Genomic DNA, 26,960 nt, shown 5'->3' with positions numbered 1-26,960 from the left:
CCGGCCTGGAGGCCATCGCTATGCGTAGACCCCCCACAGTGAAGAAACTCTCCCAACTGCTGATATCCACCGTGGCCGCCGCCGGCCTGGGGCTGACCATGCTCGCCCCCAACGGCGGGGCGGCACCGGTCGGCGCCGAGGCGCGCAAGCCCGCGCCGAGGTCGGCCCCCGCCCCACAGCCCGCCTCCGCCACCGTGCTCGCCGCCGATCTCGCACCCGGACACGCCGCCAACCCCGCGCGATCGGCCACGAGGCCCTCGAACGCCGCGCAGCGCCCTCCGCTCCCCGCGACCCAGAACGCCGCAGAGCGCAAGAAGGCCCGCTCCGCGGCGAAGGCCGCGGCGGACTGCAACGTCAGCGACTTCACCTCCAAGACCGGTGCTGAACTGGTCGAGCAGATCAAGAAGTCGGACACCACCTGCATCAACACGCTGTTCAACGTGGCCGGTGAGGACTCCAAGGCCCTCTTCCGCGAGGAACAGATGGTCACGGTGGCGAACGCGTTCAAGGATGTCGCGGCCAACTACCCAGGGGACAACAGCACTTCCGCAGCCCAGCTGGTGCTGTACCTGCGCGCCGGCTACTACATCCAGTACAACCAGCCGGAGAACGTCGGCGAATACGGCCCGGCGCTGAAGAGCGCCATACAGGGCGCCCTGGACGGCTTCTTCGGCTCGTCCCACGCCTTCGACGTCACCGAGGCCAACGGCGAAACCCTGGCCGAGACGGTCACCCTGATCGACAGCTCCGAAGAGAACGCCCGCTACCTCGGCGTGGTCAAGCGTCTGCAGAAGGACTACAACGCGTCGTACGACCAGTTCTACTGGATGCTCGCGGCGGTCAACAACACCTACACCGTGCTGTTCCGCGGCCACCAGCTGCCGGAATTCGTGGCAGCCGTGAAGGCCGACCCGAGCGTCCTCACCGGACTGCGTGACTTCGCCGTCGCCCACGGCGATCTGCTCGGCACCGACAAGTCCTACCTGGCCAGCAACGCCGGACGCGAACTCGCCCGCTTCCTGCAGCACGCCGAACTCAAGGACACCGTCAAGCCGTTGGTCAAGGAGCTGCTTGGACGCAGCGAGATCACCGGGCGCACCGCCCCGCTCTGGGTCGGCCTCGCCGAGATGACCGATGAGTTCGACAAGGCGAACTGCGCCGAGTACGACACCTGCGACCTGCAGAACCGCGTGCGCGATGCGGTGCTGACGATCAAGCACGAATGCGGTCCGAGCGCGAAGATCCTCGCGCAGGAGCTGACCGCGTCCGAACTCTCGGCCACGTGCGACAGCATCCTCAAGCAGGACCCGGTCTTCCACGGCATCGTCAAGGACAACGGCCCGGTCAAGGACGACAAGAACACCAACATCGAGATCGTCGCCTTCAACTCCAGCACCGACTACAAGACCTACGCCGGTGTCGTCTTCGGTATCGACACCAACAACGGCGGCATGTACCTGGAGGGCGACCCGGCCGCTGAGGGCAACCAGCCGCGCTTCATCGCCTACGAGCAGCCGGCCCAGGACGGCGCCTTCCAGATCTGGAACCTCAACCACGAGTACACCCACTACCTCGACGGCCGCTTCGACATGTACGGCGACTTCGCGGCCGGGCAGACCACTCCGACCGTGATGTGGGTCGAGGGCTTCGCCGAGTACGTCTCCTACTCGTACCGCGGCGTCACCTACGACCGGGCGATCGAGGAGGCGGGCAAGAACACCTACAAGCTCAGCCAGCTCTTCGAGAGCACCTACGACAACGCCGACACCACCCGTGTCTACCAGTGGGGGTACCTGGGCGTCCGGTACATGCTCCAGTCACACCCCGATGATGTGGCCACCCTGCTCGGCCACTACCGCGCAGGCGAGTACGACGCCGCCCACAGCCTGCTCCGCGACACCATCGGTACCAAGTACGACGCCGACTTCGCCGACTGGCTGAGCAAGTGCGCCGGCGGCGACTGCGGCCAACTGCCGGCCCGGAGCGCACGGTGACCGAGACCTCGGCCACCGGCAAGAACTGAGCCAAGAGAACACTGAGCCAGGAGAACTCGGTGTCCCGCGCACCGTGCGCGCGCGGGACACCGGCTTCTCCACTGTCCAGCTCGTTTATCGCCCGCTCCCCGGCCGCGGGCGCCGTGCACTCCACCGACTGCGTATCGCGGCGGACCGGGTCACGGACGGAACGGGGAGCGTGGAGGACACTTCCAGGGCCGGATGCTGCGCATCGTCGTCACCTGTCGGCGTCAAGCAGAGGGCTCTTGTCGCGGTCGATGGCTGGATGAGACCGAGCGCATCAGTTTGCTGCCTTCGCCCACTCGCCTACTCAAGGTTGTCTTGGCCTGGTGCAGCGGAAGCACCCGTTCCAGTGCGGAAGCGCGCTGAGGATCCGATGTTGTGAGCATGACGCCATCGCACGTTCCTCCGGTGTGGGGAAGCCTCCGGCGAGGTGAGCGCCGTCGGTCGGCACAAAGGACTCGACCATCGCTTTGAATTGGCACAGGTAGTTCTGGGCGAAAGGTGGGTCGTAGCCCAGCTCGCACCAGCGGTGGCGGCTCAACGCGAGTGCGGTGGCGCGCAGCACGAAGCCCTTCGCTTCGGCGCGTTCCCGCGGAGTGGTGCCCCACGCGATGTCCTGCAGCTCGAATCCGACGGCGCCTCGGCCCATCACATTCTGGTCCTGCAGTGTCAGAAGAGCCGCGAAGCGGTAGTCCCACTCGTCACTGGCAAGATCAGATACCGCCAGCATCAGCACGTCTATGAACACCTCCGTGCCGCTGTTGGACAGGTACAGAGACTGCTTCCCACCACCAAATACGTTCCCCACCGGGCCACGGTACGACACTCGGCGCTCCGGAGCTGCGCGGCGAGGAGCGCTCACCCCGCCCCGCCGACGACCGGCCTGTCCGGCGGATCTTGCGACCGCCGTGGTCTCGGGTCGTTGGCACGGCCATGGGGCGGGGAGCCGGGCCGTGGCCACGAGGTCCGATAAGCGCGCCTCCATGTTCCACGGCACCGTCACCGTTACCTCGATCCGACTCCGACTCCGACTCCGGCTCCGGCTCCGGCTCCGCCCATGACCCGGCGGACCGCTAGCCCTCTGGGTAAAAGAGGAACAGCGTGCAGCCGGTGGTGGTCGAGGGCACGTGCCACGACCCGGCCGGGGCGTGCAGGAACGTGCCGGCCGGGTAGTCGCGTGCTCCGTCGTTGAAGGTGCCGGCAACCACGTAGACCTCCTCCGGGCCCGGCTCGTGGACATCGCGGCGCGGCCAGGAGGCACCCGCCTCCATCTCCAGCACGTTGGCGTGCGCGCCGGCCGGTCCCCGCCACAGGGGACGTAGCCGGATCCCGGGAAACAGCTCACGGACCGGGGATTCGTCGACAGAGGCGGAGGTGTAACCCTCCTGCGCAAGGATCTCAGGATGCATGCCTGCAACTCTGCCGTGCGTGAGCCGCGGCAGGACAGAGACTGCGATGACATCATGGGGTACTTTCCTGCCATGCATCGCGTGGTGGCCCTGGTACGGCCGGTGCAGTCGGTCTTCGAGCTCGGCTGCGCCGTCGAGGTCTTCGGCACGAAGCGGCCAGCGGTACCGCAGCACTACGCCTTCGAAGTGTGCACAGAGACGCCCGGCCCAGTGCCGACCACGGGCGGGTACGCGATGGCAGTGTCGCAGGGCCTATCGGCGCTCGAGACCGCGGACACCGTGATCATCCCGGGCTGGCTTCCGACAGAGGAGCCGCTCTCGGACCTCGTGTGCCGGTCGCTGCTGCGGGCGCACGCGCGCGGGGCGCGGCTGGTCACGATCTGCTCCGGGGTGTTTGCGCTGGCCCGTACCGGACTGTTGGACGGCCGCTCGGCCACCACGCACTGGGCGCGTGCCGAGCAACTGCGGCGCGAGTTCCCCCGGGTGCGCGTGGAACCGGACAGGCTCTACGTGGATCACGGTGACGTCGCCACCAGCGCCGGCGCGGGCGCGGGGTTCGACCTGTGCCTGCACCTGGTCCAAAACGACCACGGGGCCGCGCACGCCGCTCTGCTCACGCGGCACATGGTGCTGCCGCCGCACCGCGAGGCCGGTCGGGCGCAGTACACGCCGCCCCCACCGCCCGGGAATGCACTCAACGGCCTGCTCAAATGGGCCGAAGAGCGCCTCGACACACCGTTGTCGGTAGACGACCTGGCCGCGTACCTCGGCGTCTCGCCCCGCACCCTGGCCCGACGCTTCGCCGACCAGTTCGACACGAGCCCGGGTGCATGGTTGCTCTCGCGTCGGGTGGCCGCAGCACGCACCCTGCTGGAGGAGACGGACTTGCCGGTCGAGGCGATCGCAGCCCGCGTCGGCCTCACCTCCGCGGTCAACCTGCGCCGCCGCTTCCGCTCCGAAACAGGCACGACCCCGGGTGCCTACCGGCGAGCCTTCCGGGTGCCGTGATCCGCCGGACAGGCCCTAGTAATAGCCCTTCGTGCCGTCGAGCAGCTCCCGGACGATGTCCGCATGCCCCGCGTGCCGCCCCGTCTCCTCGACGAGGTGGATCAGCATCCAGCGGAGGTTGGCGCTGCCGGAGCGGAAGTGGGGGTGGCGGCCGACGTCGTCCAGGGAGGCCGCGGCGACGATCTCGTTGCTGCGGGCGCACTGGGCCCCGTACTCCGCCAGGAGTTCGGCGAGGGGGCGGCCGTCGGTGTGCCAGTCGGCGTCCTCGCTCGACTCGTCGAACGACGGGTTCTGCTTCTCGTCACCACCGAGGAACAGCACTTCCAGCCACATGTGCTCGGTCCAGCGCATGTGCGAGATGAGACCGGCCATCGTCATGAGCGGTGAGGTCGGGATGACCGGGCGGTGCGCGTCCTCGTCGCTCAGCCCCTCGCATTTCCAGCGCAGGATCTGCCGCTGCAGGTCCAACCAGCCGATGAGCGCGGTGCGTTCGTCCGCTTGGAGCGGGGGGCGTTGCAGTTCCGATGTCATGCCGGCACACGCTACCGGGGCGGCCTGGAGAGGGTCACCTGGATTTGCGGGCTCTTCCGGGATTGGTCTGCCCGAGCGCCGCGGGGAAGCCTCGACAGCACATCCTCCAGGCAGTCTCGCGTGACCAGAAGATCGCAGCACTCACAGGCCATCACCGGATGCGGCAGCACGCGCCCTGGTCGTTTCGGATACAACCGGCACTCGGCCAGGGCAGCAGCCACCTCGTGGTCGCGCGGCTACTCCCGTACCGCCCTGCTCCATGCCGCCAGCAGTTCTCGCTCGCGCTCGCCGCTGAGGCCGGCCCGGCGGGGCCGGTCCAGACCCTGCTCCCGCTCCCAGCGCAGGGTGTCCGCCAGCAGCTCCGCTCGGGGCCGATGCCGAAGGCCCGCCGCGCCGGCCGCGGATCCGTTGCGGGCGCTGAAGCCGACCCACTCCGGGTCGGCCATCCACATCGCGAGCGACTCCGGGCCCATGAACTGCCCCACCCGCTGCCCGAGCAGCCAGTCGGCGTCGGCCTTCACCAGCGGCCCGGTGTGCCCGCCGATCTCCCGTGACAGCGCGACCCACTCGTCGAACGGCACGATCGGGCCGACCGCGTCGTACGTTCCGGTCGTCCCCTTCTCCGCACAGTCGAGCAACCACGCCGCGAGGTCCCGCGCGTCCACGGCCTGCGTCGCGACGTCGGGCGATGCGGGTACCAGCAGGGGCGCCAGCGGCTCGCGCGCCGCGCGGCCGACCCAGTACCCGGTGCGGCCGCTGTGGTCACCGGGGCCGCCGATCAGTCCGGCTCGCGCGACGAGGAGCCGGTCGCCCACCGCAGCCGCCGCAGCCTCCTCACAGGCCACCTTGGCCTCCCCATACTCCTCGCGGTCGACCTCGTCCCGCTCGGCCGTCGGAAGCAACCGCGCCGACTCGTCCGCGTCCGGCTGCGCGTGCGAGGCATACGCGCTGATGGAAGACACGTACGACCAATGGCTCGCCCTCGCGCCGAGCGCCGCCAGTGCCCCGCGGACGAAGCCCGGCTGCCACGAGACCTCGACCACGGCGTCCCAGTCCCGGCCCGCCACGCCTTCGTACGCCGACGGGTCACGTCTGTCCGCCGCGACCAGCACCACGCCCTCGGCCACTTCGCCACTCACCCCGCGGGCCAGGCAGGTCACCCGATGCCCGCGCTCCAGTGCCTGCCGCGAGACTTCGCGGCCCACCCACGCCGTTCCGCCCAACACCAAGATGTCCATCGGATCACTCAAACACGGACCGCGAGGCCCTGCGCCCCTGCTTCGCCGAGGGCATAGCGATCCGCCGGGGAACACCGGATCGGCCTGCCCGGCCGGCGGCTCCCGTCACACTCATGGGCCAACCGAGATGCACAACTGGCCACTTGAAGCGCTCTCGGTTGAGACCTGCGCAGCCACTCAGTTGACGCTCCAGTCAGGCTCTGACCGGTCGAGGACCTTGGTGCTCAAGGCGGTGACGGCGGCGCGTTTGCGTGGGAGGGAGACCCGTAACGGTGGAGTCGGGCAGGGGAACCCTCGGAACGGGTGGGCCTATCCGTCGAGATACTGGTGTCTGGCGTCGGCAGCGGCGATGAAGAGCTGACCCTCGCGGACCTGCCACTCAGCCGTCCCGTCGACTTCGTGGCTGGCAAGGAACAGGCCCCGGATGAGGTCTCCGTCGTCGTCAGGAGCCGGGATCCGGGCGATCTGTCTGATCTGGTTCATGAACCAGTCCAGGGCCGACTCGCGGATGTCGGCGCCATAGAAGATGTAGTGGGTCCAGTTGACATGCTGCCGAGGTGTGCTCCATCCGTTGGAGTAGTGATCCTCTGCAGGGGACGAGATGATCTCTTGGACGGAGACGAGTTGTGTCGCGTCGCACTCCAGCCATCCTCTGATCGACACGTAAAGACCCATTGGTATGCCCGTTCTTCCTCATTGAGGACGTCACGGAGAAGGTAGAGGAAGCCGCCGGGCACGGCACGGCACGGCACCTGGGTCATCGTCGTCCTGTTCGTCCGCGACCCGGATGCGGCAGTGGGCTCCTGCGCAAGGCCGGTCAGGACCTCGTGGATGTCGGCGATCCGAGAGCATTCTTTCCGCGCCCCAGCCGACCGAGAAGCGGAAGAAGCCGCAAGGCTGCGGTACCTACGCCGATATGAGTCATCACGCCCATGCAGCGTCGGCTTTGTGCCACCTAGCCTCGGGGCATGGAACTCGATGAGCACCCCCAGGAAGCCCAGGTCATGCACGAGGAGACGGGCATGGTTTCGCTGGCACTGGGTGCGGCCGCTGTCGCCATGTACGGGAGCCCATTTTTTCTCTTCTTCCTGCCACCGCTAATCCGCGGCATCCCCCTGTACCTCACCGTGCCCCTCGGGATCTGCGCCATCGTCTTCGGAGTCGGCACGCTGTACAGAATGCGGGGCAGTAGGGGAGCCAGCCGCCGTCGGGCACAGGCCGGAATCGCGCTGGGCACAGTGACCCTCGTTGTCCCGATCTCCCTGCTGGTGTGGCTCTCGTGGTCACTGGACCGCTGACAGCGCGGGCTTTGCCGGTGGCAAGGGCCCTGCCCGTGCACGGCAGCGCCACACCGACACTCACGTTCACTTCCGGCAGCAGGACACCAGTCATTACCGGCCCAATGCGCGGGGGTTCGGAGTGGGACACCAAACCCGGACGCAAGACCGCAAGCTTGGGCGAGCGGACACGGCCGGCATGAACGGCACCGGCTCGCGCCGTCCGACGCCGAAGGCACCAGTCCCCGGCCGGACGGGGTAGCCGGCCGGGGACTGCAGTGCGTGTGTCTCGCGCATGACGACCACAACGCGCAGGCGCCATCCGTGCGGGTCAGTTGGTGCAGGTGTCGAGCATGGAGGCGAGGGCTGTCTTCTCGCTGTTGGTGGTGGTGAGTTTGAAGACGGACTTCACGTGGGTGTAGTCCTCGGCGTAGGTGCACCAGAAGGCGTGGTTGGTCGGCTTCCAGTCGGCCGGGCCGCTGTCGCTCTTGGAGCTGTTGGAGGACTCGGAGGCGACGACGAGCTGGGCGTCCTTGAGGTCGTTGCCGAAGGCTTTGCGCTGGTCCGCGGTCCAGGTGTCGGCACCGGAGCGCCAGGCTTCGGCAAGGGGGACCATGTGGTCGATGGTGGCCTGGGCGACGGTGGTGACGGTGGTGTCGTCGTAGACGGAGTACCACTTTCCGCTTGCCGGCTGGCACGTGCCGGACCCGTCGACGACGTCTTTGCCGTCGCGGGCCAGGACGTCCTGGCGGGTGGTGCAGCCGTCGGGTTGCTTGGCCCATATGTCGAACTTGTCGCGGGCGTAGCCGTCCATGGAGTGCGGGGTGGCGACGGTGAGGGCGGCGAGTTCGGCACGGGCAGTCGACTGACTGGGCGGAGCGGGCGGTTCGGCGAGCGCGGGAGCCGCGGTGAGGCCGACGAAGGCGAGAGCGGCAGCGGAGCCGAGGACAGCACGGCGCATGAAGGTCTCCGTAAATGTGGGGGGTTGGAGAGACACCTCAGCAAAGCGCGGGCCCGTCCCCGGCGCTACGCGCGTTGACTGAACATGACAACTCCATTCCCCACTCATTGCCTACGCATTGGTGTCCTTTGACAGCGAACCCAGTCGCTGTGCCGTCGAACCGGGTCGGTCCGAAAGCGTGCCCGCCAACACGGCCGGAGAGGACGATGGCCGCAGGGCACCACGCCGCGGACCCGCAGCCGGACGGGCGCGGACGGATGCCTTGCGAAGCACACACCGCCGGCCGGGGTCGGTCAGCCGCTGCCGGAGCAACCGACATCTGAGCAATCGACTCCGAAAGTCCATTGGAACCTTCGCCGGACCGGCCGCCTCCTGGCAGGACAAACGCAGCACCGTCCGTCCGGACGTCCGGCGAAGGGAACTTCATGAACACCACGTTGCCCAGCGAGCGCGCGATGCCCCCTCTCGACGGAGTCGAGCACCGCTACCTCACCGTGCGCGGCGCCCGCTTCCACATCGCCGAGGCCGGCCGGGGCGAGCCCGTGGTCCTGCTGCACGGCTTCCCGCAGCACTGGTACGCCTGGCACAAGGTGATCCCGCTCCTTGCTGGTTCGTACCGGGTCATCTGCTTGGATCTGCGCGGATTCGGCTGGTCGCAGGAGACCCGGCGGGGTTACGACACTGATGCGCTCGGTGCCGATGTGCTCGCCGTGCTGGACGCGCTGGGCCTGGACCGGGTGACGCTGGCCGCCCACAACTGGGGTGCGGGGGTGGGCTTCCGGCTCTGCCAGCAGGCGCCGGAGCGCTTCCGTGCCTTCCTCGCCCTGAACATGGCTCACCCCTGGACGCCCCACCGCGCCGTCCTGCCCAACCTGTGGCGGATGTGGTTCACGGCGCTCATCGAATACCCGGTCCTCGGCCGCCTGGTGCTGCGCCACTGGCCGGCCTTCACCCGGTATCTGCTGCGGCGCGGTCCGGCCGGGCCAGGGCTGTGGACTCAGGCCGAGCTGACCGAGTACGCCGAGGCGACCCGGGCCTCAGCCCACGCCGGCCAGTCGCTGTTCTGGCAGTATGTGGTGCGCGACATCCCGGCCGGCCTGCGCGGCACCCACCGCCGTCGCAGGCTGGCCGTGCCGACGCTGGTCCTGGGCGGCGAGCTCGACCCGGTGTTCCCTCCGGCACTGCTCGCGGGCGACCCGTACGCCGACAATCTGACGGTACGGATCGTACCGGGTGCGGGGCACCAACTCCCTCAAGAACAACCGGAGTTGGTGGCCAGGTCGATTCGTGAGCTGTGCCAGGGAGCGCCGGTGGCGGATCCGGCCGGGGGCAGCGCCTACTGACGGAGCGCGGCCCGCCGCTCCACCTCCCGGAAGAAGGCACGGGCCCGCCGTTCCCCGAGCAGCCGCCGGTAGAGCCGCTGCACGGGGCCGAGGGCGGCGGGCCGCATCGCACCGCACACCGCGAGCCGGGTGCTGTCACCGTCCGGCACGGCCGCCATGCCCATGGTCACCAGACGGGACTGCATCAGACACCAGCCGGGGGCGAGCCGCACGTCGAAGGTCCCGCGGAACCCGATCGCATCCACCGCTCGCGCCGACTTGTGCGCGCTGTCCCCCGCGGGGACGCGGAACTCCCGTACGAACGAGAGGAGATGAGGCAGCTCGCCCTCCAGGTCGGCGACCACCGCCCACACCTGTTCGAAGGGCAGCCCGATGCGTCGTTCGGCATACAGCGGGGCGCGCAGCCCCGCGGCCACGACCCGCAGCCGGGCCACCGGGTCGGAGGTGCCGTTCACCGTGTCCACGCCTTCCGGAAGGAGGAACGGGCCCTGCTCAGTCGTGACTTCACGGTGCCCTCGGGTATGTCGAGCAGCCCGGCCGTGGTCCGTTCGTCGAGGCCCTCGAGCTCGCGCAGCACCAGCACGGCCCGCTGCTGAACGGGCAGCCTTGCCAGCAGGTCCCGAATTTCGGCAGCGATTTCCGACCGGTCGATCGCCGGCAGCGCGTCGCGCAGCCTGGCGATCTCGGCCGGCTCGGCGGGAGTCTCCCGCGCGGACCGGCGGGCCACCCGGACGGCCTCCCGCACGGTGACCGCCCGCACCCATCCGTAGAACGCCATCGGGTCCCGCAGTCCGCGCAGCCCCCGGAAGACGGCGAGCAGCGACTCCTGCACGGCGTCGGCGGTGTCGGCCGGGGCGATGGGGGCGCAGAGCCGGGTGACGTACGGCGTGACGAGTTCGAGCAGGTCGTCCATGGCGAGCGCGTCGCCGCTCCGGGCGGCCCGCACGAGAGGAGCGGCCACGTCCCAGGGTCTGCCATCGTCATTCATCGACGTACAAACTACTGCGCCGTGATTCATCCCCCATCGCCGGGCCACGAGATCTTCTACCGGGAGGCGGGCCCGGTGGATGCGCCCGCGCCGCTGCTCCTGCACGGCTTCCCCACCAGCTCGCGCATCTCCCGCGAGGCGGTACCAAGGCTCGCGGCCGCTACCGGGTGATTGCCCCGGATCTGTTGGACTCCAACCGCTCGCCGGGCCCTTGACCGCCGGCTTCGCATTCAGAACTTCTCGCCGACGCCCAACAGACGATCACCAGGACCCTCGGTGTCTCCCGCGCCGTCCTCTACCGCGAGGTGCCCGAAGCCAATGGCCGCTACGCCCGACTCCGATCTACACCAGTTTCCACATGAGCAGCAGGCAGCCCAGGACTACGACCGGGGCTCCCATGGCGCGGAGGCAGCCTGGCCGGGCGTTGAGCATCGGCACGTACGGCGTCTCCATACGGCCGTTTCGCCACAGCATTTCGCGATGCCGGTCGGCCGCCTTCCGCTGTACTCGTGCACACCTGCGCCGGATGAAACCCCCGCAATCGACAAGCACGATGAGACCAACAGCTATGTACGCAATCGCGAGTCCGATTCCCATGCCCAAAGCCTATGATCACCAGGCCCAGCACGGAGCTGGGCTCCCCACTGCCGAGCCCCCTGGGGTGATGACCCGTCGTTCGATGTTCAGGGACGGGTGAGGCCGCGAACAGTAGGGGCTTCGCCCAGGGGGCCGTCTTCGACCCGGAACCGGTGCGCTGACAGGATCGTGCGGCCATCGGCCGTGAAGACCATGATCAACTTTGCCCGGCGGCCTCACATGAATGGTTGACGTCCCGGCACGCGGATGGCGGATCGGTCGAGCGGGAAACCGTGCGACCTGGGTGAGGCTTCGCGCTACTCCCGATCCGCCGGAGTGGACGCTGCGGATGGACGTCGGCGCGGATCGGCAGCCGGTCGCCGGGCACCATGGCCAGGGCCGGTGCCGGGCCTCTTCGCCATCCGGCGCCCAGGTCGGCTGCTTGAGCACCGTCCGGGCGGCCGATGCCCGCCCGGGGATCGTTGCCCAGCGCCTCAGTTTGCCCGTACGTCGTTGCGGATCCTGTTCACCTCGCCGGCGAAGGCGTCCAGGTCCACGTCTTCGGGGCGGACCTTCGAGCGCAGGGCTTCCGACACCGTCACCACAGTCGAGGCGTCCGCCCAAGTGCACGCCGCTTCCCTCATGTCGAAGTCCGCGTATGGGCTCCTCCGAACGGTCACACGGCACTGCAGCGGTTCCTGGGAGCCGGGCGGGGTGATCGTGCGGGGGCCGGTCAAGGGGCGCGGCTCGTTGTCGCGGTGGTCCAGGATCCGAAGGAGTTCATCGCGCGCCGTCACTGGGCTGAGGACGGTGCCGTAGACGCCAGTGACCGTCAGGACCAGCGCTTGCGAGTCTTTGTTCACGGACTTGTACGCACCGAAGGCGGCTGTCGGATGCTCGACCTGGCCCGCCATGAGCTCGGCCAGCGTCTCGTCCGGGTCGGCTGCGTCGTGGTCACGTCGGTAGTGGCCGTGCGCGAGGGAGTCCGGCATGACCAGCCGGTGGTACGCCGGCACGGTTCGCTTCGGTTTCGGGTCTGCATGCGCCGTACCTGAGTCGGTACTGCCACCGCATCCGGTTGCCGTCGCCGTCACTATGGCTACGACAGCCACCCACCTCATACGCCTCACCACAACGTTCCCCCTTGCCGCAGCAGTAGTTGACCATGACAGCTTTGCAGACTTGACCGGTGCAGGGGGCGGCGAAGCCAGTCCTACCGGCCTCATCCCGCGCACCCGCCTCCACCCAGCCACCCCACCCAACACCCGAATGCTCCACAAGGGCAGCGCGCGAAGATGCCGAGCGCCACCACCTGTGGCAAAGCTGGCCATACGCACAACATCTCCGGTGCGTTCTCCCCGCCTCCACGACCCCCGAGCGGGAGGCGGGGAGAGAACGCGTGTGAGGACAGCACCCGCGTCGTACAGCTGCCCTCCAGGGGCCAGACATTGCACCTGCACGGTGGCGCATGCGGTGCCCATTGGCTCGCCTTCATGGTGAGGGCCGGCCCACCTCACGCACTCGGCGCCGTCGGTCTGGCCGCTTCGGCGAGGCGGCCAGGGTGGGCGAGCCGGCTTGGCCCGCCCGGGGCGGCCAGAGGCCCTTCAGATGCCGAGTCCGACCAGGGCGCCGAGGCTCGTTTCGTCGCCGGCGCCGTTGGGGCCGATGTCTGCGGATGCGGCAGAGGCTGCGCAGAGGCGCCCCGCTCCACGCCAACCCTTGCGCAACCAAAGCGGCCGACTCGGCGCTGAGCTGCAGTGTTCCGGCTTCCCGCGCGGGAACTGGCCCCTGTGTGGCGTGAGGGCTCGGCTAAGCCTGTGAAGCAGCGCGTTCGATGCGTGCGCCGCCATCTCCCGCTCACGTCAATGCAGTGGGACATCATGCGCTTACCCTTGAATGTGGCAACCTCGACCCCGGCCTTGTTGATCCCCTGCTGTAATCGAAAGATCCCCACCCGGTCTTTTGGGTGTCAGCGCCAGAAACCGTATTCCATCGACTGCACTTTCGACTCCCGCCGATTCCCTCTCCAATGAATCGGATTGCTGCGTAGCGGCCGTCGGGCAATTATCCCCGCAAGTACGAAAAGGTAGTCACCTTTCGTCCCGACGATGTCCAGTTGTGGATTTGCGTGAGACCTGTCGCCCCCCAAATCCGGGGTGATGCACCCTCGGTCCACATGCGCAGCACGCGGCTCTGCACTTCGGCTCGTACGCCAACACCTGAAGAACGTCCGAGCCGGGTCGGGTTCGACTGTTTGACGGGGTGCATGGGTGCATGGGTGCATGGGTGCATGGGTGCATGGATGGGCTCAGACGTGCAGCGTGGGCCGGTAGATGAGTTCTTGGATGTGGCCGTCGAGCGTTCGGCTCTGGAGCAGTTCGAGGTCGAAATCGGCCGCACCCTGGAAGATCGGGGCATCTCCGGTCCGACCGGTGATCACCGGGAAGAGCGTCACCTGGACGCGGTCGACCAGACCGGCGGCCATCAGCGCCCGGTTCAACGACAGGCTGCCGTGCGAGCGCAACGGCACCGCGGACTCGCGCTTGAGCCGGGCGACGGCGTCGACGGCATCGCCGCGCACGACGGTCGCGTCCGGCCAGTCCAGCGGCCCGTGCAGCGTGCTCGACACCACCGTTGCCGGCATGCTCCTCATCCGGGTGACCCAGGGGTCACGCACCCCGGACTCCTCGGTGCTTTCGGCCAGCATCTGCGCGAACGCCCGATACGTGGTGGCCCCGAAGACCATCCGCTGCTCCTCGCCGTACAAGGCGAGGCGGTGCTCGAGCAGCTCGGGGCCCTGCTTGCCCCAGTAGCCACCCCAGCTGTCGTTGGTGACGCCGCCGAAGCCGTCGAGGCTGGAAAAGACGTCGAAGGTATAGGTAACGGTCACGATGCTCTCCTCGAGTGCGGTTGATCGGGTGCAACGAGACAGACTGGGAACCACGGCGAAACTCATCGCCGTTGGACTCCTGGAGTCCGGCGCCCCGGATACGGCCCAAGGGCTGCCCACGGCCTGCCTGCGGCCAGGACGGTGGCGAAGGCCAACGTGGCCAGCGACACGGCGGGGAACAAGAGCGTGGCACGCCGATCCACAGGCCTTGACTGTTCCTCAGGCCCTCTGGGAGGCCGGGGAGCTGGGCTCTGCAGTATCGCAGCGAGCGGCCACGCGCACGTCACCCGCGGCCCGTATTCCCGGCCATGTTCCCGGGCCCATTGGGGAATGATTCGTTGTCAGTCGTTAGCTATGGCCTTTGTTTCGGAGGCGTGGGGGCGCAGTCGTGGCTTCGATTGTTCGCCCAGACTTGCTCGGCGCGGGCGCTGGCGTCCTGTGAGAGCGTCGGCTTGTCGTGGCCGTGCTCGCGACGCAGAGTGCGTGGCGTGGGCGGAGCTGCCAGGTGCCGCCGGGCGGGCGGCACCCCGAGCCCTGCTGCGGGTTCTTGTCCGCCTCGGAGACAAGGACCTCGGAGTGCATGTTGCAGCCGTCGTGGTCGGCGTCGATCCGCAGGTGGAACTTGGTCCGCTCGTGTCCGGTCCTGGACTCCGCCGCTGTCTTCGTCGGCCCACCGCATCCGCCGGCCGAAGCCCGCCGTTCTTTCCATCGGACGCTCCCGACTTGTCTCTGCACACATCCGGGCGACTTCCGCGATCGCGGCGAGCTTCGCCGGGCTCGCGCGGCGTCTGCCCGGTCATGAAGATCTCCGAAGGACACGTCAGCGAACCGGGCCTGCTCGCGCATGCCCGATCCCTGGATCCGCGTACATGGTGTGTACCCGTCGGCACCGACCACCCATGTCGCCGTCGACCGCCCATGTCACCGTGGTCTGTCGCTATTGAGGTGCGATCGTCATGAGCCAGTCGTCGACGGTCAGGACACCCGCCCACTGCGGGAACAGCCGCTCGATAAGGACCTGGTGCAACTCCGGGTCGGTGTCCAGACAGCCGTCGGACAGGACGGTGAGGCCGAAGTCCAGGTCGTTGGCCTGGCACAGGGTGGACAGCACCACAGCGCTGGTGGCGATGCCGGTGAGCACGAGGCTGTCGATACCGCGTGCCCTGAGCACCACATCGAGGTCGCTGCCCGAGAACGCACTCGCCCGTCTCTTGGTGACCACCACGTCGCCCGGCCGGGGCGCGACCTCGGGGTGGATCTCGGTGCCTGGCGCGCCCTCTACGAAGAGGCCGGCCTGTGCGATGGCAGCGAGAGGCCTGTTGCGCGTGCCGACTTCCGGGAAGCCGGGACGTAAGGCGATGACCACGTACATGACGGGGATGTTCGCCACCCGGGCCCCGTCGATCGCTCTGCGCAGGCGTGGCAGGTATCCGGAGCCGTCGTCGGCGATGTCCACGATGGCTCGTTGAACGTCCATCACGAGGAGCGCGCTACTCATGTCTCTCCCAGAACGAAGTCGGGTTCGGTGTTCGGCTCGCTCCATTCTCACGTGGCATGAGTGGTCACTGTGACCTGACCACCAAAGCGCACGGCTTCGGCCTCGACAGCGAGCCCCGGCTTCAGCCCGCTGCCGACTGACGCGAGGCCGCACTACAACACGAAGAATTCGCCTGGTGAAGCGCCTCATTCAGCGCGGTGCGCCTGCTCGTATGCGTCGAGGACGGCACCGGGAATCCGTCCGCGTGGTGCTACGTCGTAGCCCTGACGCCGGGCCCATTCACGGATGTCCTCCGAATTTATCGGTCCGGTGGCTGGGGCAGTGTTGATCGCGTGAGCCCGTCGCCGGTCTTCAGGGGTGTAACTGGCCGGATGGAAAGACGGCGGGCTTTCGAGAAGCGAGTCAGGGAACAACGGCACGTCGAGGGCTCCCTCGCAGAGCTTTCTCAGGAATGCGGTGATGGTGCCATCAAATGCGAACCAGTCGTCCCCACTGGCCTCGTTTATTGCAATTTTCCACAGGTTTGGATTGATTTCAGGTTCGGCCACCCAGAAGACGTATTCGCCGTTGCCAGTTACTGCGACTGGCTGAAGCGAGGCGATGGGATACGGAAGACTGTAGCCGGTCCACTCGCGTCGCTTTTCGAGTGAGGCGATGATTTTTGGCGTCTGCACCTCTATATCGATCGTCTCGAGGTATGCCTGGGGTTGGTAGAGGGACAAGAAATCGTAGAAACTACCCGGTCCGTATTCCTCGAAGAGTCTCTTGTAGTCGTCCGGGAGCCTGGTGCCCAGCCCTTGTTCTACTGAGTCCCATGCGGGCGGGGCTTGGCCCGAACGGCTGGCGGGTCGGGGGCATAGGCGTTTGAGCTGTTCCAGGTCGTTCATCACTCGTCCAGGTGGGCCGGGTCGTCAAGTCCAACATCATTGCCGCTGCGGCTGGGGGCCGCGGGGTCGGCGGTGCCGGTGCGGTGGGCCCGGTGGGTGGCTGCTCGGACCCGATCGCGCTGGTGCTGACCTGTGAGCGCGGCGAGCGTCTGTGGCGGCTGGCCGATGCCTGCGGCGCGTGCGCACGAGCCGCCGCGCACAGCATCCCTCGGTCGGCCGGGTCGTAAGGGTGCGTGAGCTGAAGGTGCCCGTGACGTCCGCTGCGACTCTCTGGCATGCGCCCGAACAGCAGTTCGCCGGTGTCCACGGCGCATCGCGGTGTGGGGCGCACGAGCAGTGCTGAGGGCAGCGTTCTGCAGCCGTTGTTGGCCCTTGCGTTCCCGGTGTTGCCGGCTGCGGCGCGGGCGTCACCGCGCACGTGCGGGACATGACGGTTCGCCAGGGCGGTCGCCGACACGGCACAAGTACGCCGATTCTTCTCCGACTTGCGCTTCTTGATTGGTTCGTCGTTGCGGGGCGGAGGCCGGCCCTTCCCGCTTTCGGCGGGGGCTCGGCGTGCGTGCGTACCGGCGCCGAGGCGTCACGACGGTTAGTCACATCATTTGTTGATCTATGGGAGTTGTCGGGAATGGTTACGCCATACGACTGTATCCCTTATTGTGACTCTGCGTACTCCTCAGGTTACGGGAGTACCGGGGGTTGTGACTCAGGAGCCTGACTTCGCCTGACGAAGCAGCGTGCGATCGGGGGTGTCATGGCGAGCTTTGTCGAAGACGGCATGCCGTCAGCTCGTGAAGAGTGGCCGCAGGGAGTCCTCGAAGGGCTGGAGAAGTTCCGTCAGGGCGATGTGGTCCCGGGCCCCTCGTTCGTCTACTTCGGCTCGCCGGGTGCGCCCTTGGTCCAGACGTCGAAACGATACGGCCGGTCCCAGTCGGCGGACATGCCCATGATGGTGGACCCGGCCGATGCCGCACCCTGGGCGATGATCACTACCGCGACGTGCGACATCGCTGAACCTGATGCCTTCAGGCCCAGGAAGCCGTTTGTCCAGGTGGCACCCGTGGTGGACCTGGCGCACCTGGACGGCGGACAGCGGGGCCACATCTCCAACGGGAACATGGTGCATTTCGTCCACCTCCCGGCACTGCACCTGCACGCACCCGGGTTCTGGGTGGCCGACCTGCGCTTCGATCAGCCGGTGGAGAAGAGCTGGCTGGCCCGGCAGCACCCCGTGCAGGCCTTCGGCAGCGAGACCGAGCAGGAGGTGGTGGGCGAGGCCCTGTCCTGGCTGAGGCGGCGGCCGGCGATGGGAAGTGCGTTCATCGACCATGTCCAGCAGCCCGTGAACGACGCCCTGGAGAGCCTGCGCCGAAGCGACAAAGCCCTGTGGAAGACCGTTGACCGCGAGATCGCGGAGTGGGCCGTCAACTGCGACAGCCGGCTCGAGCCGACCCACGCGAAGATCGTTCTTCTTTCTGCCGTGGAGGCCCCCAGCAGCGAGTGCGTGCGGTGGTGGCGGGAGACGGTGGACCGCCTCAGGGCCTCCGCGGAGAAAACGCTGATCATCGCAGGCCCTGAGTTCCAGCGGCTGGATGTGATCACCGTGACGGAGTACCGGGAGCTGACCGTGCTGGGGAAGCCGCACCGCAGCCTGAGCAAAGGGTAGCTATCCGTCTTCAAAGAGTCACCGAAAGTCCGGTTTTGTGTTGACAGGAAGTAGATCCCCGCGAGACAGTGAGGAGTGCAAGTTCGTGAAAGTTGCCGCTGCAAGCCAGGGGAGAGCTCGCTTCGGGGAGCGAGGTGGAGATGTGACAGGCTGGCTTACCGGCGCTCCGCACGACCGCCCTCTCAAGCGACCGCCCGTGGGGCTGGTTGTGTGCCAGATCCGGCACGAGACGGAATATGCAGCCAGCTCCATCGAGCGTGCCGTCAGCATCCGGGAATCCCTCGGCTGGCAGGTCCCTCTTAATGAACATGTCATTCAGGGGATAAACGTCCAGGTCGACCAGCACGTCAGCGTGCGCCCCAGCTCCGACCCTCTGGCCCGGGGCTGGCGTCTGCAGAGCGGCGGCTGGCTGGTCACGCTGCAAAACGATCACTTCGCGATCGAGACCACGGACTACCCCGGATGGGATCAGTTCTCCGCCACGCTGGGCCGGCTGGTGAGAGCCGTGGAGAAGGTCATCTCACCTCGGGTGGAAAACCGTGTGGGCCTGCGGTTCGTCAATCAGCTTTCCCATCCCGAGGTCCGCTCCCCGCTCGACTGGAAGCGCTTCGTCGGAGAGGAGATCTTCCAGGAAAAGCTCTACAGCTCGGTGGGTCCCTCGATCAGTGCAGCGATGCAAGTGATGGAGTTCCAGCCCACTCCTGAACAGAGCCTGGTCGTCCGGCACGGCTTCCAGAAGGACGAGAGCACAGGCCGATTGACGTACATCCTGGACAACGACTGCTCACACCAGGGAGCACGTCCGTTCGCATCCACCTCGATCATGGAAACAGCGGAGGAACTGCACACCTCAGCACTTCGCGCCTTCGAGAAAGGGACCACGGAGGCCCTGCGCGACTTCTACTCCTAGGGGGAAACAATGGGAGACGCCACAGCGGCACTTGAGGCATTCTCCGGGATCGACCAGACGCCGGTCTACAGAGGGCTGCCGGAAGGTCCGGCACCGGGCAGCCTGCAGCCGGCGGCAGATGCCGCGGCCCAAGTGACACACAACCTCACCAGTGTTCTGGAGGCTCAGGCTCCCTCCGGCTGGCTCATGGCCTACCTGGATCTGTGCCGGCGAACCGTCACCAGAAGCGAAAGCCTGACACAGCTTCTGGCGCCGCGCCCGCTTTGCACATGGACCACCACGGTGCAGGAAGAGACAACGCTTCTTCCTGCACTGGAGGTACCTGCCCACACACCTCATGCGCCGGCAACCGCCGCCGTTCCACCGGCCGAAGAGGCCGCCGAAGAGGCCCCCGTGCCACAGGACCGTGCCACACGGGCCATCAAAGCGGTCAACGACATCGCGGGATGGCTCGGGGTGAGCGAGGCCGAGGCCGCACAACTGGCAGGCGGCTACCGCAGATCTCTGTACAACTGGAAAAAAGGCATCCAGCCCTACGACGGCCCCACCCTGGACCTCTTCGAAACACACGCCTTCGTCGCCTCGCTCATCAGCGCACTCGGCACCACAGAGGCACGCGAATGGCTCGAGGCCGAAGCGGCAGGCACCCCGCGCACCAGCATGCTCAAAAACACCGAAGGCCGCCGGCAACTCTCCAAACTCGCCAAGCCGCTCCTCTACCCCTCCCCCACCCCGACACCCCGATGGGAACCGGTCGAGGGCCTGCACCCCACACCACCCCCCGCCGCCGAAACCGAAGAACGCGAGGCCGAGCGAGCACCGGTACACCTCATTGCCCCGCCCCCACCAGCCCAGGATTAGCACCGTACTCAGACGCTGCTGTATCGAGTGCGTGTCACCTTCTCGGGTTGTTCACCGATGTCGCCTCCATCTAAGACGGTGTCCTACATGGTCTTGAAGAGCTACCCGAGGACGTGTACAGCCAGGCACGCCGAGCTCAGCACTCCCGGCCTCCTTGGCGTGACTTTCATTGCGCTGCTGCATCAGGACCGACTGCCACCGTTTCGGATCAGTACTTGGGCTTGGGCAGGTCGAGCTTCGCCAGCAGGTCCGTCAATCCCTGAGTACGTTCGTCGTCGCGACTGTCCTCGACATGGGTGTGGAGCGTGAGGACCAGCCTGCGGCCGCGCTCGTATCGTTCGTCGCTCCAGGCCTTCAGGCGCTCCAGACCCGCGTGTACGGGTTCGAACGTCGCGGGGAACAGGGACAAGCCGATGTCGGCGAGCGCGGGAGTGCTGACCTCTCTCTGGTAGAGGGCGGACTCGAAGGGCTCCCGGATCACCACGCCCTCGCTCACACCACTCTCCTCCACCTGGTCGTAGACGACATCCACCCATGGGTCACTCGCCAGCAGCTCGCCGAAGCGGACGGCGACCCAAGGGTGCAGTCCCTTGTCACCGCCTCTGGCCGGGTGGGACTCGCGGTGCGCGTACTGGAGCACCTTGCTCGCTCGATCTTTCTCGTTCTGCCCGATGAGGACGTGCCCTTCGAGATGAGCCGCATAGCCCGCGAATGTGCCGTCGCACATTCCTCGCGTGTAGCTGAGCGGCTCCAGGGCCGCGGCCTGATCGCCGCTCTGGACGAGGAGGTTGCCGAGCAGGAGGCCGGCGACGTCTCCGGGCTCCGTGCCCTTGTGTGCCTCGAAGGCATGCTCGAACCCGTCCCGGGCGGTGTCGAGGTCGCCGGTGAACTGAGCCGCGAGGCTCGAGAGGAGCCTTCGGCCCGAGTCCGAGGACGTACCCGACTGGAATTCCGGGGTGAGCATCACTGCGGCCAAGGGCCCCAGCCAGGGGTCCTCTCCCGCCACCACCTGCTCCAGCCATCGCCGGTGGGAGCCGCCGAGCCCGTTCTCGCCGATCTCGATACCCGCCAGCGCCATCGCCGCATGCCCAGACGCACTGGTACGTCCCGTCCCGGCTATCGCGGTCAGCAACTCCCGTGCCTGCGCTGCATCACCCGCCCTGTACGTCGCCAGCCCATGCTCGACCTCGTGCGGCACCGGGCTCAGGGGGTCAGGGGGCAGCGGAAGGGCCCGTCCGTCGAAGTCGAGCAGGGATTGATCGGCCATGTCGACGCTTTCTCTGGGGAGCGTTTCCGCGCAAGCATGCCAGGCGCGGCCGACAGTGGATCCCAGGCGTGGGCCGGCTACACCACTCTCAGCTTGAGCTTCAACCTCCGGCGCCAGATCGCTCTTTGGGCGTCTCGGGTGTATTGCCCCGTGACGTTAGGGTCGGCGGCATGGACGAACAGCAGCAGGACCAGGAGCGGGAATGGGCGAACAATCCGCGCCTTGACGCGTGGATCTCCGAGCAGCACGCGGCCTTCAACGTCCATTTCCTGCCCGAAGCGGACGACTGGGATTTCAGTATCGAATCCCTCGACCGTCTTGAAGCCTTCATGCGGCGCCGGTTCTCCTCCTGCGAGGAGATCAAGGCCGAGCGTGATAGCGGCGCGGTTGGCGCCGCTACGTGGTACCTGGGTGAGGTGCATGTGCGTACAGCCGGCGCGCAATGGCAGTACGGGACCGAACCCGACCTTGTCGCCCCCGAGTACGACCGTCCCTACGTCATCATCCCCTGCGAAGGCATCGACGAGTACCCACCTGCCGACGACGACCCCGCTCAGGACGGCCGCCCGATGATGGATCCTGGCGGCGAGCTGCGCGCCCTGTTCCTACGCGGTCCCGACAACCGCCTCCGTGACACCCTCATCCCCTACCACCGCCTGCGAGACATGGAAGACGACGCGCAGTGACCGCACCACAGAAGCGGAGCCAGAACCCGAGTTGGCTCTGGCTCAACTTCTGTGGTCCTGTCCCTCTGCACTTACTGACTTCGGCTTGTCAGGGTGACATGGGGGCATGGAGGGCAAGGCCGGTTCCGGCTATGAAGCCGTTGAGAACGTCGGGGCGGTACTGGTGGCGTTTGAGCCGGTTGCGTACGAGGGCCTCGAGGCGGTCGAGTGCGACGACGGCGCGGTTGGCCAGGCTGCGTTTGACGTGCGCCCACACACCTTCCACCGGGTTCGGGCCGGGTGAGTATGCGGGCAGCAGGAACACTGTCAGCCACTCTCGTTCGGCGATCAACTCACGCATGGCGTAGGAGACGTGGGTGTTCAGCCGGTCCCACACGAGCACGATCGGGGCCTTGACCAACTGATGGACGCCGTCCAGGAGAGCGATGTAGTCGCGTTCACTCATACCGCGGCGCATGCCCGTGCCCGCTGCGTGGGTGCGCACGCGGTGGCACAGCCGCGTGCGGGAGCCGGCTCGCCAGGCGAGCACTCCGGCCACGGACAGACGTTCGGAACGCCGGCCGCTGACGGTCACCACGGGGGTGATACCGCGCCGACCCAGGTGCGCCCTTTGGGTGGCCTGCGGGTGAAGCCTGCTTCGTCCTCGAAGCAGATCCAGCCGTCGCAGGCCGCCCTGGCTTCCTTTGCCTCGGCCCAGGTCGCCTCCCTCCACTGCGTGACGGCTTGCTCGTCGCGCTCCGCGACCTGCCGCGCGGGGATCTGCGGGGTGCGCGGGTCGGGTGTGGTTGTCTGCGCAACTGGGGCCGTCGGGAGCAAGGTGCGCAGGTCTCGGTGGAGCCGATCCCGGGTTGCACAGCGACAGCCTTCACGCGGGCCCACCCGGTGTCGTGCTCAGGGAACCGGTCATGACCCTGTGCGTGACAGGTGCGCGGGTGGCACAGCTGCCCCGCGATGCTTGATGTTGACGCCCGAAGCCTTGGCCAGTGCCATCGGGTTCAAGAAACGCAGCGGACCGATCAAGCGGGATGCAAACAGATGCATGTGCCGCGCCATCGACTCATCGCGCGCTGCCGCAGAAAACATCAGCCGCTCGATGGGATTGAACGGACGGACCTTGGCGAAGTCGGCAGCCAGGTACTGGTGACCGCTCAGCCGGCGCCGGTGTACGCGTGCGTACTCCGCGAGCGACCTGTCGAGGTCGCCCCGACCGGTTGCGGCCGAAGCGACCGCCTCTGCCAGCCATTGCGCGGACTGCAGAGCCCACCCGCATCCCACTCCCCAAAGAGGATCGCCGGTCAGGGCGGCGTCGCCGATGAGCGCGACGCCCGGCGCGGTCGGCTTGCGGCTGTGAAGCGGGTAGTTGACCGTTCCGGTGATCTTCGTGATGCGCTCGGCGGAGTCGATGGGCGGCGCCTCGGGCAGGGTACGAACGAACTCGAGGAAGCTGCCCTCCAGGTCCTCCCGGAAGGCCGGCAGCCGCTTCTTGTCCGGGAGCACCGCGATGACCGTCACCCCGTCGTCGTTCGGAAACGCGTACGCCATGTCGGGCTCGAGGAACCAGGCGTGAGCGATCCCGCCGTGCAGCGGAAGGTTGCGGAAGTGCGCGAGATAGCCGAACCGCGCGTTCTCGTACTGCCGAGCAGGCACCCCGGCGAACTTCGCTACGGCCGAGTCCTTGCCGTCGGCGCCGACCACCAGACGGGCCCGGATCTCGCGCTCACCCTGTGGTGTCGACGCGCGCACCCCCGAGGTTCGCCCGGATTCTGGCAGCAGCCCGGTCACCTGGTGGCCGAGCAGCAGATCGACGCCAGGAGTCTTTGCCGCATGGGACCTGATCAACGGGTCGAGGGTGCTGCGCCGGATGTTGTACCCGTACGGCAGCTCGGGGCCCGCCGGTGCGGCCCTCGGCTCGATCCATCCCCAACGGGTGTACCAGCGGGCGTTGTTGCAAACGGCTCCCGCCTTCTCGAGAGCGGGGATGAGGCCGAGTGTGTCCAGCACCGGGTAGGCGCTGGCCGTGAGGGAGTGGGTGCAGAGCGCCTTGTACGCTTCAGGGTCCGAGCGGCGTTCCAGCAGTGCAACGCGGGCACCGCGTCGAGCGAGCAGGATCGCCGCGGCGCTGCCGGCGAGGCTGGCTCCGCTGATGACGACGTCGTAGTCGTATCCCGCGCTCTCAGGCTTGGTCATGCGCTGATCGCCCCCTTCGGTGTGGTGCCGTTCGTAGGAGTGGTGCAGTGCCCCACTGCTGTCAGGAACATGATCAATTGTCAAGAGTTGCGGATCGGGTGATGTGTGATCAGGCTGCGGTGGCTTCCTCCGTGCGTTCGGCCAGGGTGCCGTTCTCCAACCTTGCGCCCGAGCGGACCGGCGCGACCAGAGGTGGGCCCCGTCAGGTAACGGTGGCAGGAGTCGGAACCGGGGATCCCTGGCGGGGCCCGGCCCGCCGGCCGGGCCCCGCGGGCGGTCAGCGCAGCACGTAGGAGAGCGTGTAGTAGGCGTCGTCCTCGGTGAACTTCATCTCGCCAGGGCCGAGAAGGGGGATCTGCTCGCCGAGAAGATCGTCTTCGCCGATGTCGTCGCTCTCATACATGCGGACGGTTGCGACGTCGCCCTTGAACGGGAAGGACCGGTCGATGGAGCGCTTGTCGCCCTCGCTCATGCGGGTCGAGTAGACCGTGTGGCCGTTGAGCGTGATGTAGATGTCGTCCGCGCCGTTCCAGTCCTCCTGCTTGACGCATTCGAGCTCGCCGAAATGCACGGCGCCCATAGGTGTTCCCCCTCGTGGTCGTTGTGGTGCGACTACACGGTGATCCTGCCCACCTGGGGTCAACGATCGCTGAACGCCGCGGCCGGAAGCCCTTGCCCAAGCAGTTTCACCCGGCCGAAGGCGGGCCTTGTGGAGTGGCTGTGTGGAGTGGCGGTGTGGAGTGGCTGTGTGGCAACCGGGCCGGAAGGCAGGTACCTTCACCGCCCGTCGACCATCGATCATCGACCGCCGCCTGTCCGGCGTGGTCGTCACTGGTCACACCGAGTACGAACTCGCCCTGGACCGCCGCACCGTCGCCGCCCGCGCCCGCCGCGCCTGAAAGCCGGGGTCCACGAGCTGCAGAAGACCAGCCTTCTCGCGACCAGAGGTCCGAGTCGGACCCCAGGCCCACTAGGCTCCGGCGGCCATGGACGGCGCAACAGACATCGAAGCGGTACGCAGAGAAGCAGGCTCATCTCTTCAGTACTACTGGGAGGCGGCCGAGTATGACACTCCCGAGGACCTGGAGGATGACGAAGCCGAAGTCCGGGAGGCATGCTCTGCCATCCAGGAGGCATTTCCCGACGACATCGTCAGCTCCATCTGCCTGACGCTCTTGGAATGGGGAAATCTGCGGGCGCACCTGAACGACGAAATCGGCACCGCAGACGACCACTTCGACGATGAACACAACCCACCCGCCGGATTGGACGAAGACGACCAGCACGGCCGGGCGCTGGCCGCCGAAGTGGTACGGGCCGCGGAGCGCACTCTTGCCCTGCAACAGACCAACAACCTCGCAGTCTTCTCGCGCGCGTGTGGCCTGCATTGGATGGGCGACCATGACGCCGCAGCGGCGGCCTATCGCGAGGCACTCCGTCTCGATCCCTACGACCACATCGCAAAGGCCCGCATTGAGCAGTTGGAGAACGTCGAGCTCTCTGAGCCGCCGAGCGGGCTCATCACCCACCATCCGCACGGTTTCCACCTGCTGGAGATGACCCACCTCGTGGGTCACAGCGGGAGCACCAAGGGCTGGGTGTGGCTGCTCAGCGATCCGTCCTCAGTCCGCAGCTCCGTGGACGGCTACCTTGACGCATGGCTGGCCAACCGCGGCCTCAGTCTTGACGACGAATTCAGTGTGTGGACTCACGTCCCCGACAACAGGTGCGAAGGATATGAGCTGCGCGAGGCACTTGGTCACACGGCCGAGGGACAACCATTGATCGACTGGTCGAAGGTGACCCTGCCCGATCTGGGGCGGGATCATCTCCCGGTCGGCCAGCCGATCCGATGGCATGGACAGTTGCACTTCTTCGGTGGGACCGAACACGACGATTAGATCGAGGGCCGTACAGCACACGGCTTCGCAGGGCCCAGAACCACCCTCTACCGTCACTGGACTGTCTCGGCGGGGCGGTGGCGTCGTGGTCTTCCCGTTGTCCCGCGCCGGCCGCGTGTTCGGTGGGACGGGCCGCGGTGCGATGGCGGCGCCGGGCCTTGGAGGTGTCCGGGGTGCCGGGCCTTGGAGGTGTCCGGGGTGGGGTCGTTCCGGCTCATGTGCTGTCGTTGCCGGTGGCGAGGGCGGTGCGGCTGGCCGCGAAGAGTCGTGCGCAGCGTTGCGCCATGGCTTCGGGTGACTGGTCGGGGTGGTTGACCCACCAGTGGACCAGGGCGGTGCACAGGCCGCGCCAGGCGTATTTGAGGGCGTCGGCGTCGAGGGGGTCGCCGGATCCGGCGGCGTGCAGGAGGTCGGCGGTGCCGGTCGCGGCGAGGTCGTCGATGGCGCCGCGGTAGTGCGCCGCGCGTCGGGCGGCGTCGCTGTGGGGCGGCAGCGAGGTGTCGTAGAGGACGAACCATGCCTCGCGCTGCGGGTCCAGGGCGAGGAACAGGGCGTGCAGCACGCGCAGGGGGGTGGGCGGGGTGCCGGAGGCGGGTTCGGTCATCGCGGCGCGGATGGCGTCCAGCAGGCGGTCGCCGACCGGGTTGAGGCAGGCGAGGTAGAGGTCCTGCTTGCTGCCGAAGTAGTGGTGCAGCAATGGCTTGGTGACGCCTACGCGGGCGGCGACGGCGGCCACGGTGGTGGCCTCGTAGCCGTGGCGGCCGAACTGCTCGGTGGCCGCGGCCAGGATCTGTCGTTCGCGGGCGGCCCTGGGTACGCCCTTGGTGCCGGCCCTGGAGGGGAGCGTTGTCATGAACC

The 26,960-nt window shown here is 67.5% G+C and carries 28 protein-coding genes and 1 pseudogene; 11 read left to right on the top strand and 18 right to left on the bottom strand.

Annotated elements, in window-relative coordinates; all coding sequences use genetic code 11:
- Window positions 1-20: 20 nt before the first annotated feature.
- A complete protein-coding gene (locus tag ACIGWZ_RS04155; RefSeq protein WP_400060570.1) occupies window positions 21-1,994 on the top strand; it encodes a collagenase in 1,974 nt (657 codons plus the stop codon).
- A 331-nt stretch (window positions 1,995-2,325) separates the two neighbouring features.
- Here ACIGWZ_RS04155 and ACIGWZ_RS04150 read toward each other — a convergent pair whose 3' ends face one another.
- Both ACIGWZ_RS04150 and ACIGWZ_RS04145 read right to left on the bottom strand, forming a co-directional pair.
- Window positions 2,326-2,826, bottom strand: a complete 501-nt coding sequence (locus ACIGWZ_RS04150; RefSeq protein WP_400060568.1) for a hypothetical protein — start codon at window positions 2,824-2,826, stop codon at window positions 2,326-2,328.
- Between the two features lie 265 nt (window positions 2,827-3,091).
- Window positions 3,092-3,427, bottom strand: a complete 336-nt coding sequence (locus tag ACIGWZ_RS04145) for a cupin domain-containing protein (RefSeq protein WP_400060566.1) — start codon at window positions 3,425-3,427, stop codon at window positions 3,092-3,094.
- Between the two features lie 72 nt (window positions 3,428-3,499).
- On the opposite strand from ACIGWZ_RS04145, the gene ACIGWZ_RS04140 reads away from it, so the two are divergent.
- Window positions 3,500-4,435: a GlxA family transcriptional regulator gene (locus tag ACIGWZ_RS04140; RefSeq protein ID WP_400060814.1), complete on the top strand. Its 936-nt coding sequence runs from the start codon at window positions 3,500-3,502 to the stop codon at window positions 4,433-4,435.
- A 15-nt stretch (window positions 4,436-4,450) separates the two neighbouring features.
- On the opposite strand, the gene ACIGWZ_RS04135 is transcribed toward ACIGWZ_RS04140, so the two are convergent.
- The 3 genes from ACIGWZ_RS04135 to ACIGWZ_RS04125 all read right to left on the bottom strand — a co-directional run bounded on the left by ACIGWZ_RS04135 (window position 4,451) and on the right by ACIGWZ_RS04125 (window position 6,879).
- Window positions 4,451-4,966 (bottom strand): DinB family protein, encoded by a 516-nt coding sequence (locus ACIGWZ_RS04135; RefSeq protein WP_400060564.1) that lies wholly within the window; start codon window positions 4,964-4,966, stop codon window positions 4,451-4,453.
- Window positions 4,967-5,202: 236 nt separating this feature from the next.
- Window positions 5,203-6,204 carry an NAD-dependent epimerase/dehydratase family protein gene (locus ACIGWZ_RS04130; protein ID WP_400060563.1) on the bottom strand — a complete coding sequence of 334 codons (1,002 nt, stop codon included), beginning with the start codon at window positions 6,202-6,204 and terminating at the stop codon, window positions 5,203-5,205.
- Window positions 6,205-6,513: 309 nt separating this feature from the next.
- Window positions 6,514-6,879 carry a hypothetical protein gene (locus ACIGWZ_RS04125; RefSeq protein ID WP_400060561.1) on the bottom strand — a complete coding sequence of 122 codons (366 nt, stop codon included), beginning with the start codon at window positions 6,877-6,879 and terminating at the stop codon, window positions 6,514-6,516.
- 293 nt (window positions 6,880-7,172) lie between these two features.
- Between ACIGWZ_RS04125 and ACIGWZ_RS04120 the strand changes: the two genes are divergently transcribed.
- The gene (locus ACIGWZ_RS04120) at window positions 7,173-7,502 is read left to right on the top strand and encodes a hypothetical protein (protein ID WP_400060559.1); all 330 of its coding nucleotides are present in this window, start codon (window positions 7,173-7,175) and stop codon (window positions 7,500-7,502) included.
- 310 nt (window positions 7,503-7,812) lie between these two features.
- Here ACIGWZ_RS04120 and ACIGWZ_RS04115 read toward each other — a convergent pair whose 3' ends face one another.
- Entirely contained in the window at window positions 7,813-8,442 is a 630-nt protein-coding gene (locus ACIGWZ_RS04115; RefSeq protein WP_400060557.1) for a DUF1524 domain-containing protein, read from the bottom strand.
- A 425-nt stretch (window positions 8,443-8,867) separates the two neighbouring features.
- Here ACIGWZ_RS04115 and ACIGWZ_RS04110 point away from each other — a divergent pair, with 425 nt between their 5' ends.
- Window positions 8,868-9,785, top strand: coding sequence for an alpha/beta fold hydrolase (locus tag ACIGWZ_RS04110; RefSeq protein ID WP_400060555.1), 918 nt, complete (start codon window positions 8,868-8,870; stop codon window positions 9,783-9,785).
- Here ACIGWZ_RS04110 and ACIGWZ_RS04105 read toward each other — a convergent pair.
- The gene (locus ACIGWZ_RS04105; protein WP_400060553.1) at window positions 9,779-10,240 is read right to left on the bottom strand and encodes a hypothetical protein; all 462 of its coding nucleotides are present in this window, start codon (window positions 10,238-10,240) and stop codon (window positions 9,779-9,781) included. The two genes, ACIGWZ_RS04110 and ACIGWZ_RS04105, sit on opposite strands and share 7 nt — an antisense overlap.
- The gene (locus tag ACIGWZ_RS04100; protein WP_400060551.1) at window positions 10,237-10,773 is read right to left on the bottom strand and encodes an RNA polymerase sigma factor; all 537 of its coding nucleotides are present in this window, start codon (window positions 10,771-10,773) and stop codon (window positions 10,237-10,239) included. Before ACIGWZ_RS04100 ends, ACIGWZ_RS04105 begins: the two co-directional genes overlap by 4 nt.
- Window positions 10,774-10,794: 21 nt before the next feature.
- Here ACIGWZ_RS04100 and ACIGWZ_RS04095 point away from each other — a divergent pair.
- Window positions 10,795-10,985: pseudogene (locus tag ACIGWZ_RS04095) on the top strand (alpha/beta fold hydrolase); the annotation flags it as partial.
- 858 nt (window positions 10,986-11,843) lie between these two features.
- Here the strand turns inward: ACIGWZ_RS04095 and ACIGWZ_RS04090 are convergent.
- The 5 genes from ACIGWZ_RS04090 to ACIGWZ_RS04070 all read right to left on the bottom strand — a co-directional run bounded on the left by ACIGWZ_RS04090 (window position 11,844) and on the right by ACIGWZ_RS04070 (window position 17,632).
- Window positions 11,844-12,365 (bottom strand): hypothetical protein, encoded by a 522-nt coding sequence (locus tag ACIGWZ_RS04090; RefSeq protein ID WP_400060549.1) that lies wholly within the window; start codon window positions 12,363-12,365, stop codon window positions 11,844-11,846.
- A gap of 1,292 nt (window positions 12,366-13,657) precedes the next feature.
- On the bottom strand, window positions 13,658-14,239 hold the full coding sequence (locus ACIGWZ_RS04085; protein ID WP_400060547.1) for a dihydrofolate reductase family protein: 582 nt from the start codon (window positions 14,237-14,239) through the stop codon (window positions 13,658-13,660).
- Between the two features lie 937 nt (window positions 14,240-15,176).
- Window positions 15,177-15,737 (bottom strand): cysteine hydrolase family protein, encoded by a 561-nt coding sequence (locus ACIGWZ_RS04080; RefSeq protein ID WP_400060544.1) that lies wholly within the window; start codon window positions 15,735-15,737, stop codon window positions 15,177-15,179.
- 185 nt (window positions 15,738-15,922) lie between these two features.
- Window positions 15,923-16,624, bottom strand: a complete 702-nt coding sequence (locus tag ACIGWZ_RS04075; protein WP_400060542.1) for a histone-like nucleoid-structuring protein Lsr2 — start codon at window positions 16,622-16,624, stop codon at window positions 15,923-15,925.
- Window positions 16,625-17,494: 870 nt separating this feature from the next.
- Window positions 17,495-17,632, bottom strand: coding sequence for a hypothetical protein (locus tag ACIGWZ_RS04070; RefSeq protein ID WP_400060540.1), 138 nt, complete (start codon window positions 17,630-17,632; stop codon window positions 17,495-17,497).
- Window positions 17,633-17,684: 52 nt separating this feature from the next.
- Here ACIGWZ_RS04070 and ACIGWZ_RS04065 point away from each other — a divergent pair, with 52 nt between their 5' ends.
- The 3 genes from ACIGWZ_RS04065 (at window position 17,685) to ACIGWZ_RS04055 (ending at window position 20,061) form a co-directional block, all read left to right on the top strand.
- A complete protein-coding gene (locus ACIGWZ_RS04065) occupies window positions 17,685-18,290 on the top strand; it encodes a hypothetical protein (protein WP_400060538.1) in 606 nt (201 codons plus the stop codon).
- Between the two features lie 142 nt (window positions 18,291-18,432).
- Window positions 18,433-19,200 (top strand): TIGR04255 family protein, encoded by a 768-nt coding sequence (locus ACIGWZ_RS04060; RefSeq protein WP_400060536.1) that lies wholly within the window; start codon window positions 18,433-18,435, stop codon window positions 19,198-19,200.
- 9 nt (window positions 19,201-19,209) lie between these two features.
- The gene (locus ACIGWZ_RS04055; protein WP_400060534.1) at window positions 19,210-20,061 is read left to right on the top strand and encodes a hypothetical protein; all 852 of its coding nucleotides are present in this window, start codon (window positions 19,210-19,212) and stop codon (window positions 20,059-20,061) included.
- A 208-nt stretch (window positions 20,062-20,269) separates the two neighbouring features.
- Here the strand turns inward: ACIGWZ_RS04055 and ACIGWZ_RS04050 are convergent, their stop codons facing one another.
- Window positions 20,270-21,328: a tetratricopeptide repeat protein gene (locus ACIGWZ_RS04050; RefSeq protein ID WP_400060532.1), complete on the bottom strand. Its 1,059-nt coding sequence runs from the start codon at window positions 21,326-21,328 to the stop codon at window positions 20,270-20,272.
- Between the two features lie 170 nt (window positions 21,329-21,498).
- On the opposite strand from ACIGWZ_RS04050, the gene ACIGWZ_RS04045 reads away from it, so the two are divergent.
- Window positions 21,499-22,014, top strand: coding sequence for a hypothetical protein (locus tag ACIGWZ_RS04045; protein ID WP_400060530.1), 516 nt, complete (start codon window positions 21,499-21,501; stop codon window positions 22,012-22,014).
- An 88-nt stretch (window positions 22,015-22,102) separates the two neighbouring features.
- Here the strand turns inward: ACIGWZ_RS04045 and ACIGWZ_RS04040 are convergent, their stop codons facing one another.
- From ACIGWZ_RS04040 to ACIGWZ_RS04030, 3 genes are all read right to left on the bottom strand, one after another.
- The gene (locus ACIGWZ_RS04040) at window positions 22,103-22,588 is read right to left on the bottom strand and encodes a transposase (protein WP_400060528.1); all 486 of its coding nucleotides are present in this window, start codon (window positions 22,586-22,588) and stop codon (window positions 22,103-22,105) included.
- Window positions 22,589-22,917: 329 nt separating this feature from the next.
- Window positions 22,918-24,201, bottom strand: a complete 1,284-nt coding sequence (locus tag ACIGWZ_RS04035) for an NAD(P)/FAD-dependent oxidoreductase (protein WP_400060526.1) — start codon at window positions 24,199-24,201, stop codon at window positions 22,918-22,920.
- A gap of 277 nt (window positions 24,202-24,478) precedes the next feature.
- Entirely contained in the window at window positions 24,479-24,781 is a 303-nt protein-coding gene (locus tag ACIGWZ_RS04030; protein ID WP_400060525.1) for a hypothetical protein, read from the bottom strand.
- Window positions 24,782-24,941: 160 nt separating this feature from the next.
- Here ACIGWZ_RS04030 and ACIGWZ_RS04025 point away from each other — a divergent pair, with 160 nt between their 5' ends.
- Together ACIGWZ_RS04025 and ACIGWZ_RS04020 are read left to right on the top strand one after the other, a co-directional pair.
- The gene (locus tag ACIGWZ_RS04025; protein WP_400060522.1) at window positions 24,942-25,100 is read left to right on the top strand and encodes a hypothetical protein; all 159 of its coding nucleotides are present in this window, start codon (window positions 24,942-24,944) and stop codon (window positions 25,098-25,100) included.
- Between the two features lie 87 nt (window positions 25,101-25,187).
- Window positions 25,188-26,102: a hypothetical protein gene (locus tag ACIGWZ_RS04020; protein WP_400060521.1), complete on the top strand. Its 915-nt coding sequence runs from the start codon at window positions 25,188-25,190 to the stop codon at window positions 26,100-26,102.
- A 214-nt stretch (window positions 26,103-26,316) separates the two neighbouring features.
- Here the strand turns inward: ACIGWZ_RS04020 and ACIGWZ_RS04015 are convergent, their stop codons facing one another.
- On the bottom strand, window positions 26,317-26,955 hold the full coding sequence (locus ACIGWZ_RS04015; protein WP_400060519.1) for a TetR/AcrR family transcriptional regulator: 639 nt from the start codon (window positions 26,953-26,955) through the stop codon (window positions 26,317-26,319).
- Window positions 26,956-26,960: the final 5 nt, after the last annotated feature.

This window comes from Streptomyces sp. NPDC053427 (assembly GCF_044544985.1).
In the GTDB taxonomy this organism is placed as follows: Bacteria; Actinomycetota; Actinomycetes; order Streptomycetales; family Streptomycetaceae; genus Streptomyces.
The sequence above is the reverse complement of the archived record's forward strand: the minus strand, read 5'-3'. Positions and strand labels throughout refer to the sequence as shown.

Bases quoted from the DNA above. Each gene is read 5' to 3' on its own strand.
- ACIGWZ_RS04080 (WP_400060544.1), bottom strand. From the start codon at position 15,737: ATGAGTAGCGCGCTCCTCGTGATGGACGTTCAACGAGCCATCGTGGAC.
- ACIGWZ_RS04070 (WP_400060540.1), bottom strand. From the start codon at position 17,632: ATGTCGCACGTCGCGGTAGTGATCATCGCCCAGGGTGCGGCATCGGCC.
- ACIGWZ_RS04050 (WP_400060532.1), bottom strand. From the start codon at position 21,328: ATGGCCGATCAATCCCTGCTCGACTTCGACGGACGGGCCCTTCCGCTG.
- ACIGWZ_RS04115 (WP_400060557.1), bottom strand. From the start codon at position 8,442: ATGCGCCGTGCTGTCCTCGGCTCCGCTGCCGCTCTCGCCTTCGTCGGC.
- ACIGWZ_RS04045 (WP_400060530.1), top strand. From the start codon at position 21,499: ATGGACGAACAGCAGCAGGACCAGGAGCGGGAATGGGCGAACAATCCG.
- ACIGWZ_RS04100 (WP_400060551.1), bottom strand. From the start codon at position 10,773: ATGAATGACGATGGCAGACCCTGGGACGTGGCCGCTCCTCTCGTGCGG.
- ACIGWZ_RS04140 (WP_400060814.1), top strand. From the start codon at position 3,500: ATGCATCGCGTGGTGGCCCTGGTACGGCCGGTGCAGTCGGTCTTCGAG.
- ACIGWZ_RS04075 (WP_400060542.1), bottom strand. From the start codon at position 16,624: ATGAACGACCTGGAACAGCTCAAACGCCTATGCCCCCGACCCGCCAGC.
- ACIGWZ_RS04155 (WP_400060570.1), top strand. From the start codon at position 21: ATGCGTAGACCCCCCACAGTGAAGAAACTCTCCCAACTGCTGATATCC.
- ACIGWZ_RS04030 (WP_400060525.1), bottom strand. From the start codon at position 24,781: ATGGGCGCCGTGCATTTCGGCGAGCTCGAATGCGTCAAGCAGGAGGAC.
- ACIGWZ_RS04055 (WP_400060534.1), top strand. From the start codon at position 19,210: ATGGGAGACGCCACAGCGGCACTTGAGGCATTCTCCGGGATCGACCAG.
- ACIGWZ_RS04135 (WP_400060564.1), bottom strand. From the start codon at position 4,966: ATGACATCGGAACTGCAACGCCCCCCGCTCCAAGCGGACGAACGCACC.
- ACIGWZ_RS04120 (WP_400060559.1), top strand. From the start codon at position 7,173: ATGGAACTCGATGAGCACCCCCAGGAAGCCCAGGTCATGCACGAGGAG.
- ACIGWZ_RS04035 (WP_400060526.1), bottom strand. From the start codon at position 24,201: ATGACCAAGCCTGAGAGCGCGGGATACGACTACGACGTCGTCATCAGC.
- ACIGWZ_RS04015 (WP_400060519.1), bottom strand. From the start codon at position 26,955: ATGACAACGCTCCCCTCCAGGGCCGGCACCAAGGGCGTACCCAGGGCC.
- ACIGWZ_RS04110 (WP_400060555.1), top strand. From the start codon at position 8,868: ATGAACACCACGTTGCCCAGCGAGCGCGCGATGCCCCCTCTCGACGGA.
- ACIGWZ_RS04125 (WP_400060561.1), bottom strand. From the start codon at position 6,879: ATGGGTCTTTACGTGTCGATCAGAGGATGGCTGGAGTGCGACGCGACA.
- ACIGWZ_RS04145 (WP_400060566.1), bottom strand. From the start codon at position 3,427: ATGCATCCTGAGATCCTTGCGCAGGAGGGTTACACCTCCGCCTCTGTC.
- ACIGWZ_RS04020 (WP_400060521.1), top strand. From the start codon at position 25,188: ATGGACGGCGCAACAGACATCGAAGCGGTACGCAGAGAAGCAGGCTCA.
- ACIGWZ_RS04130 (WP_400060563.1), bottom strand. From the start codon at position 6,204: ATGGACATCTTGGTGTTGGGCGGAACGGCGTGGGTGGGCCGCGAAGTC.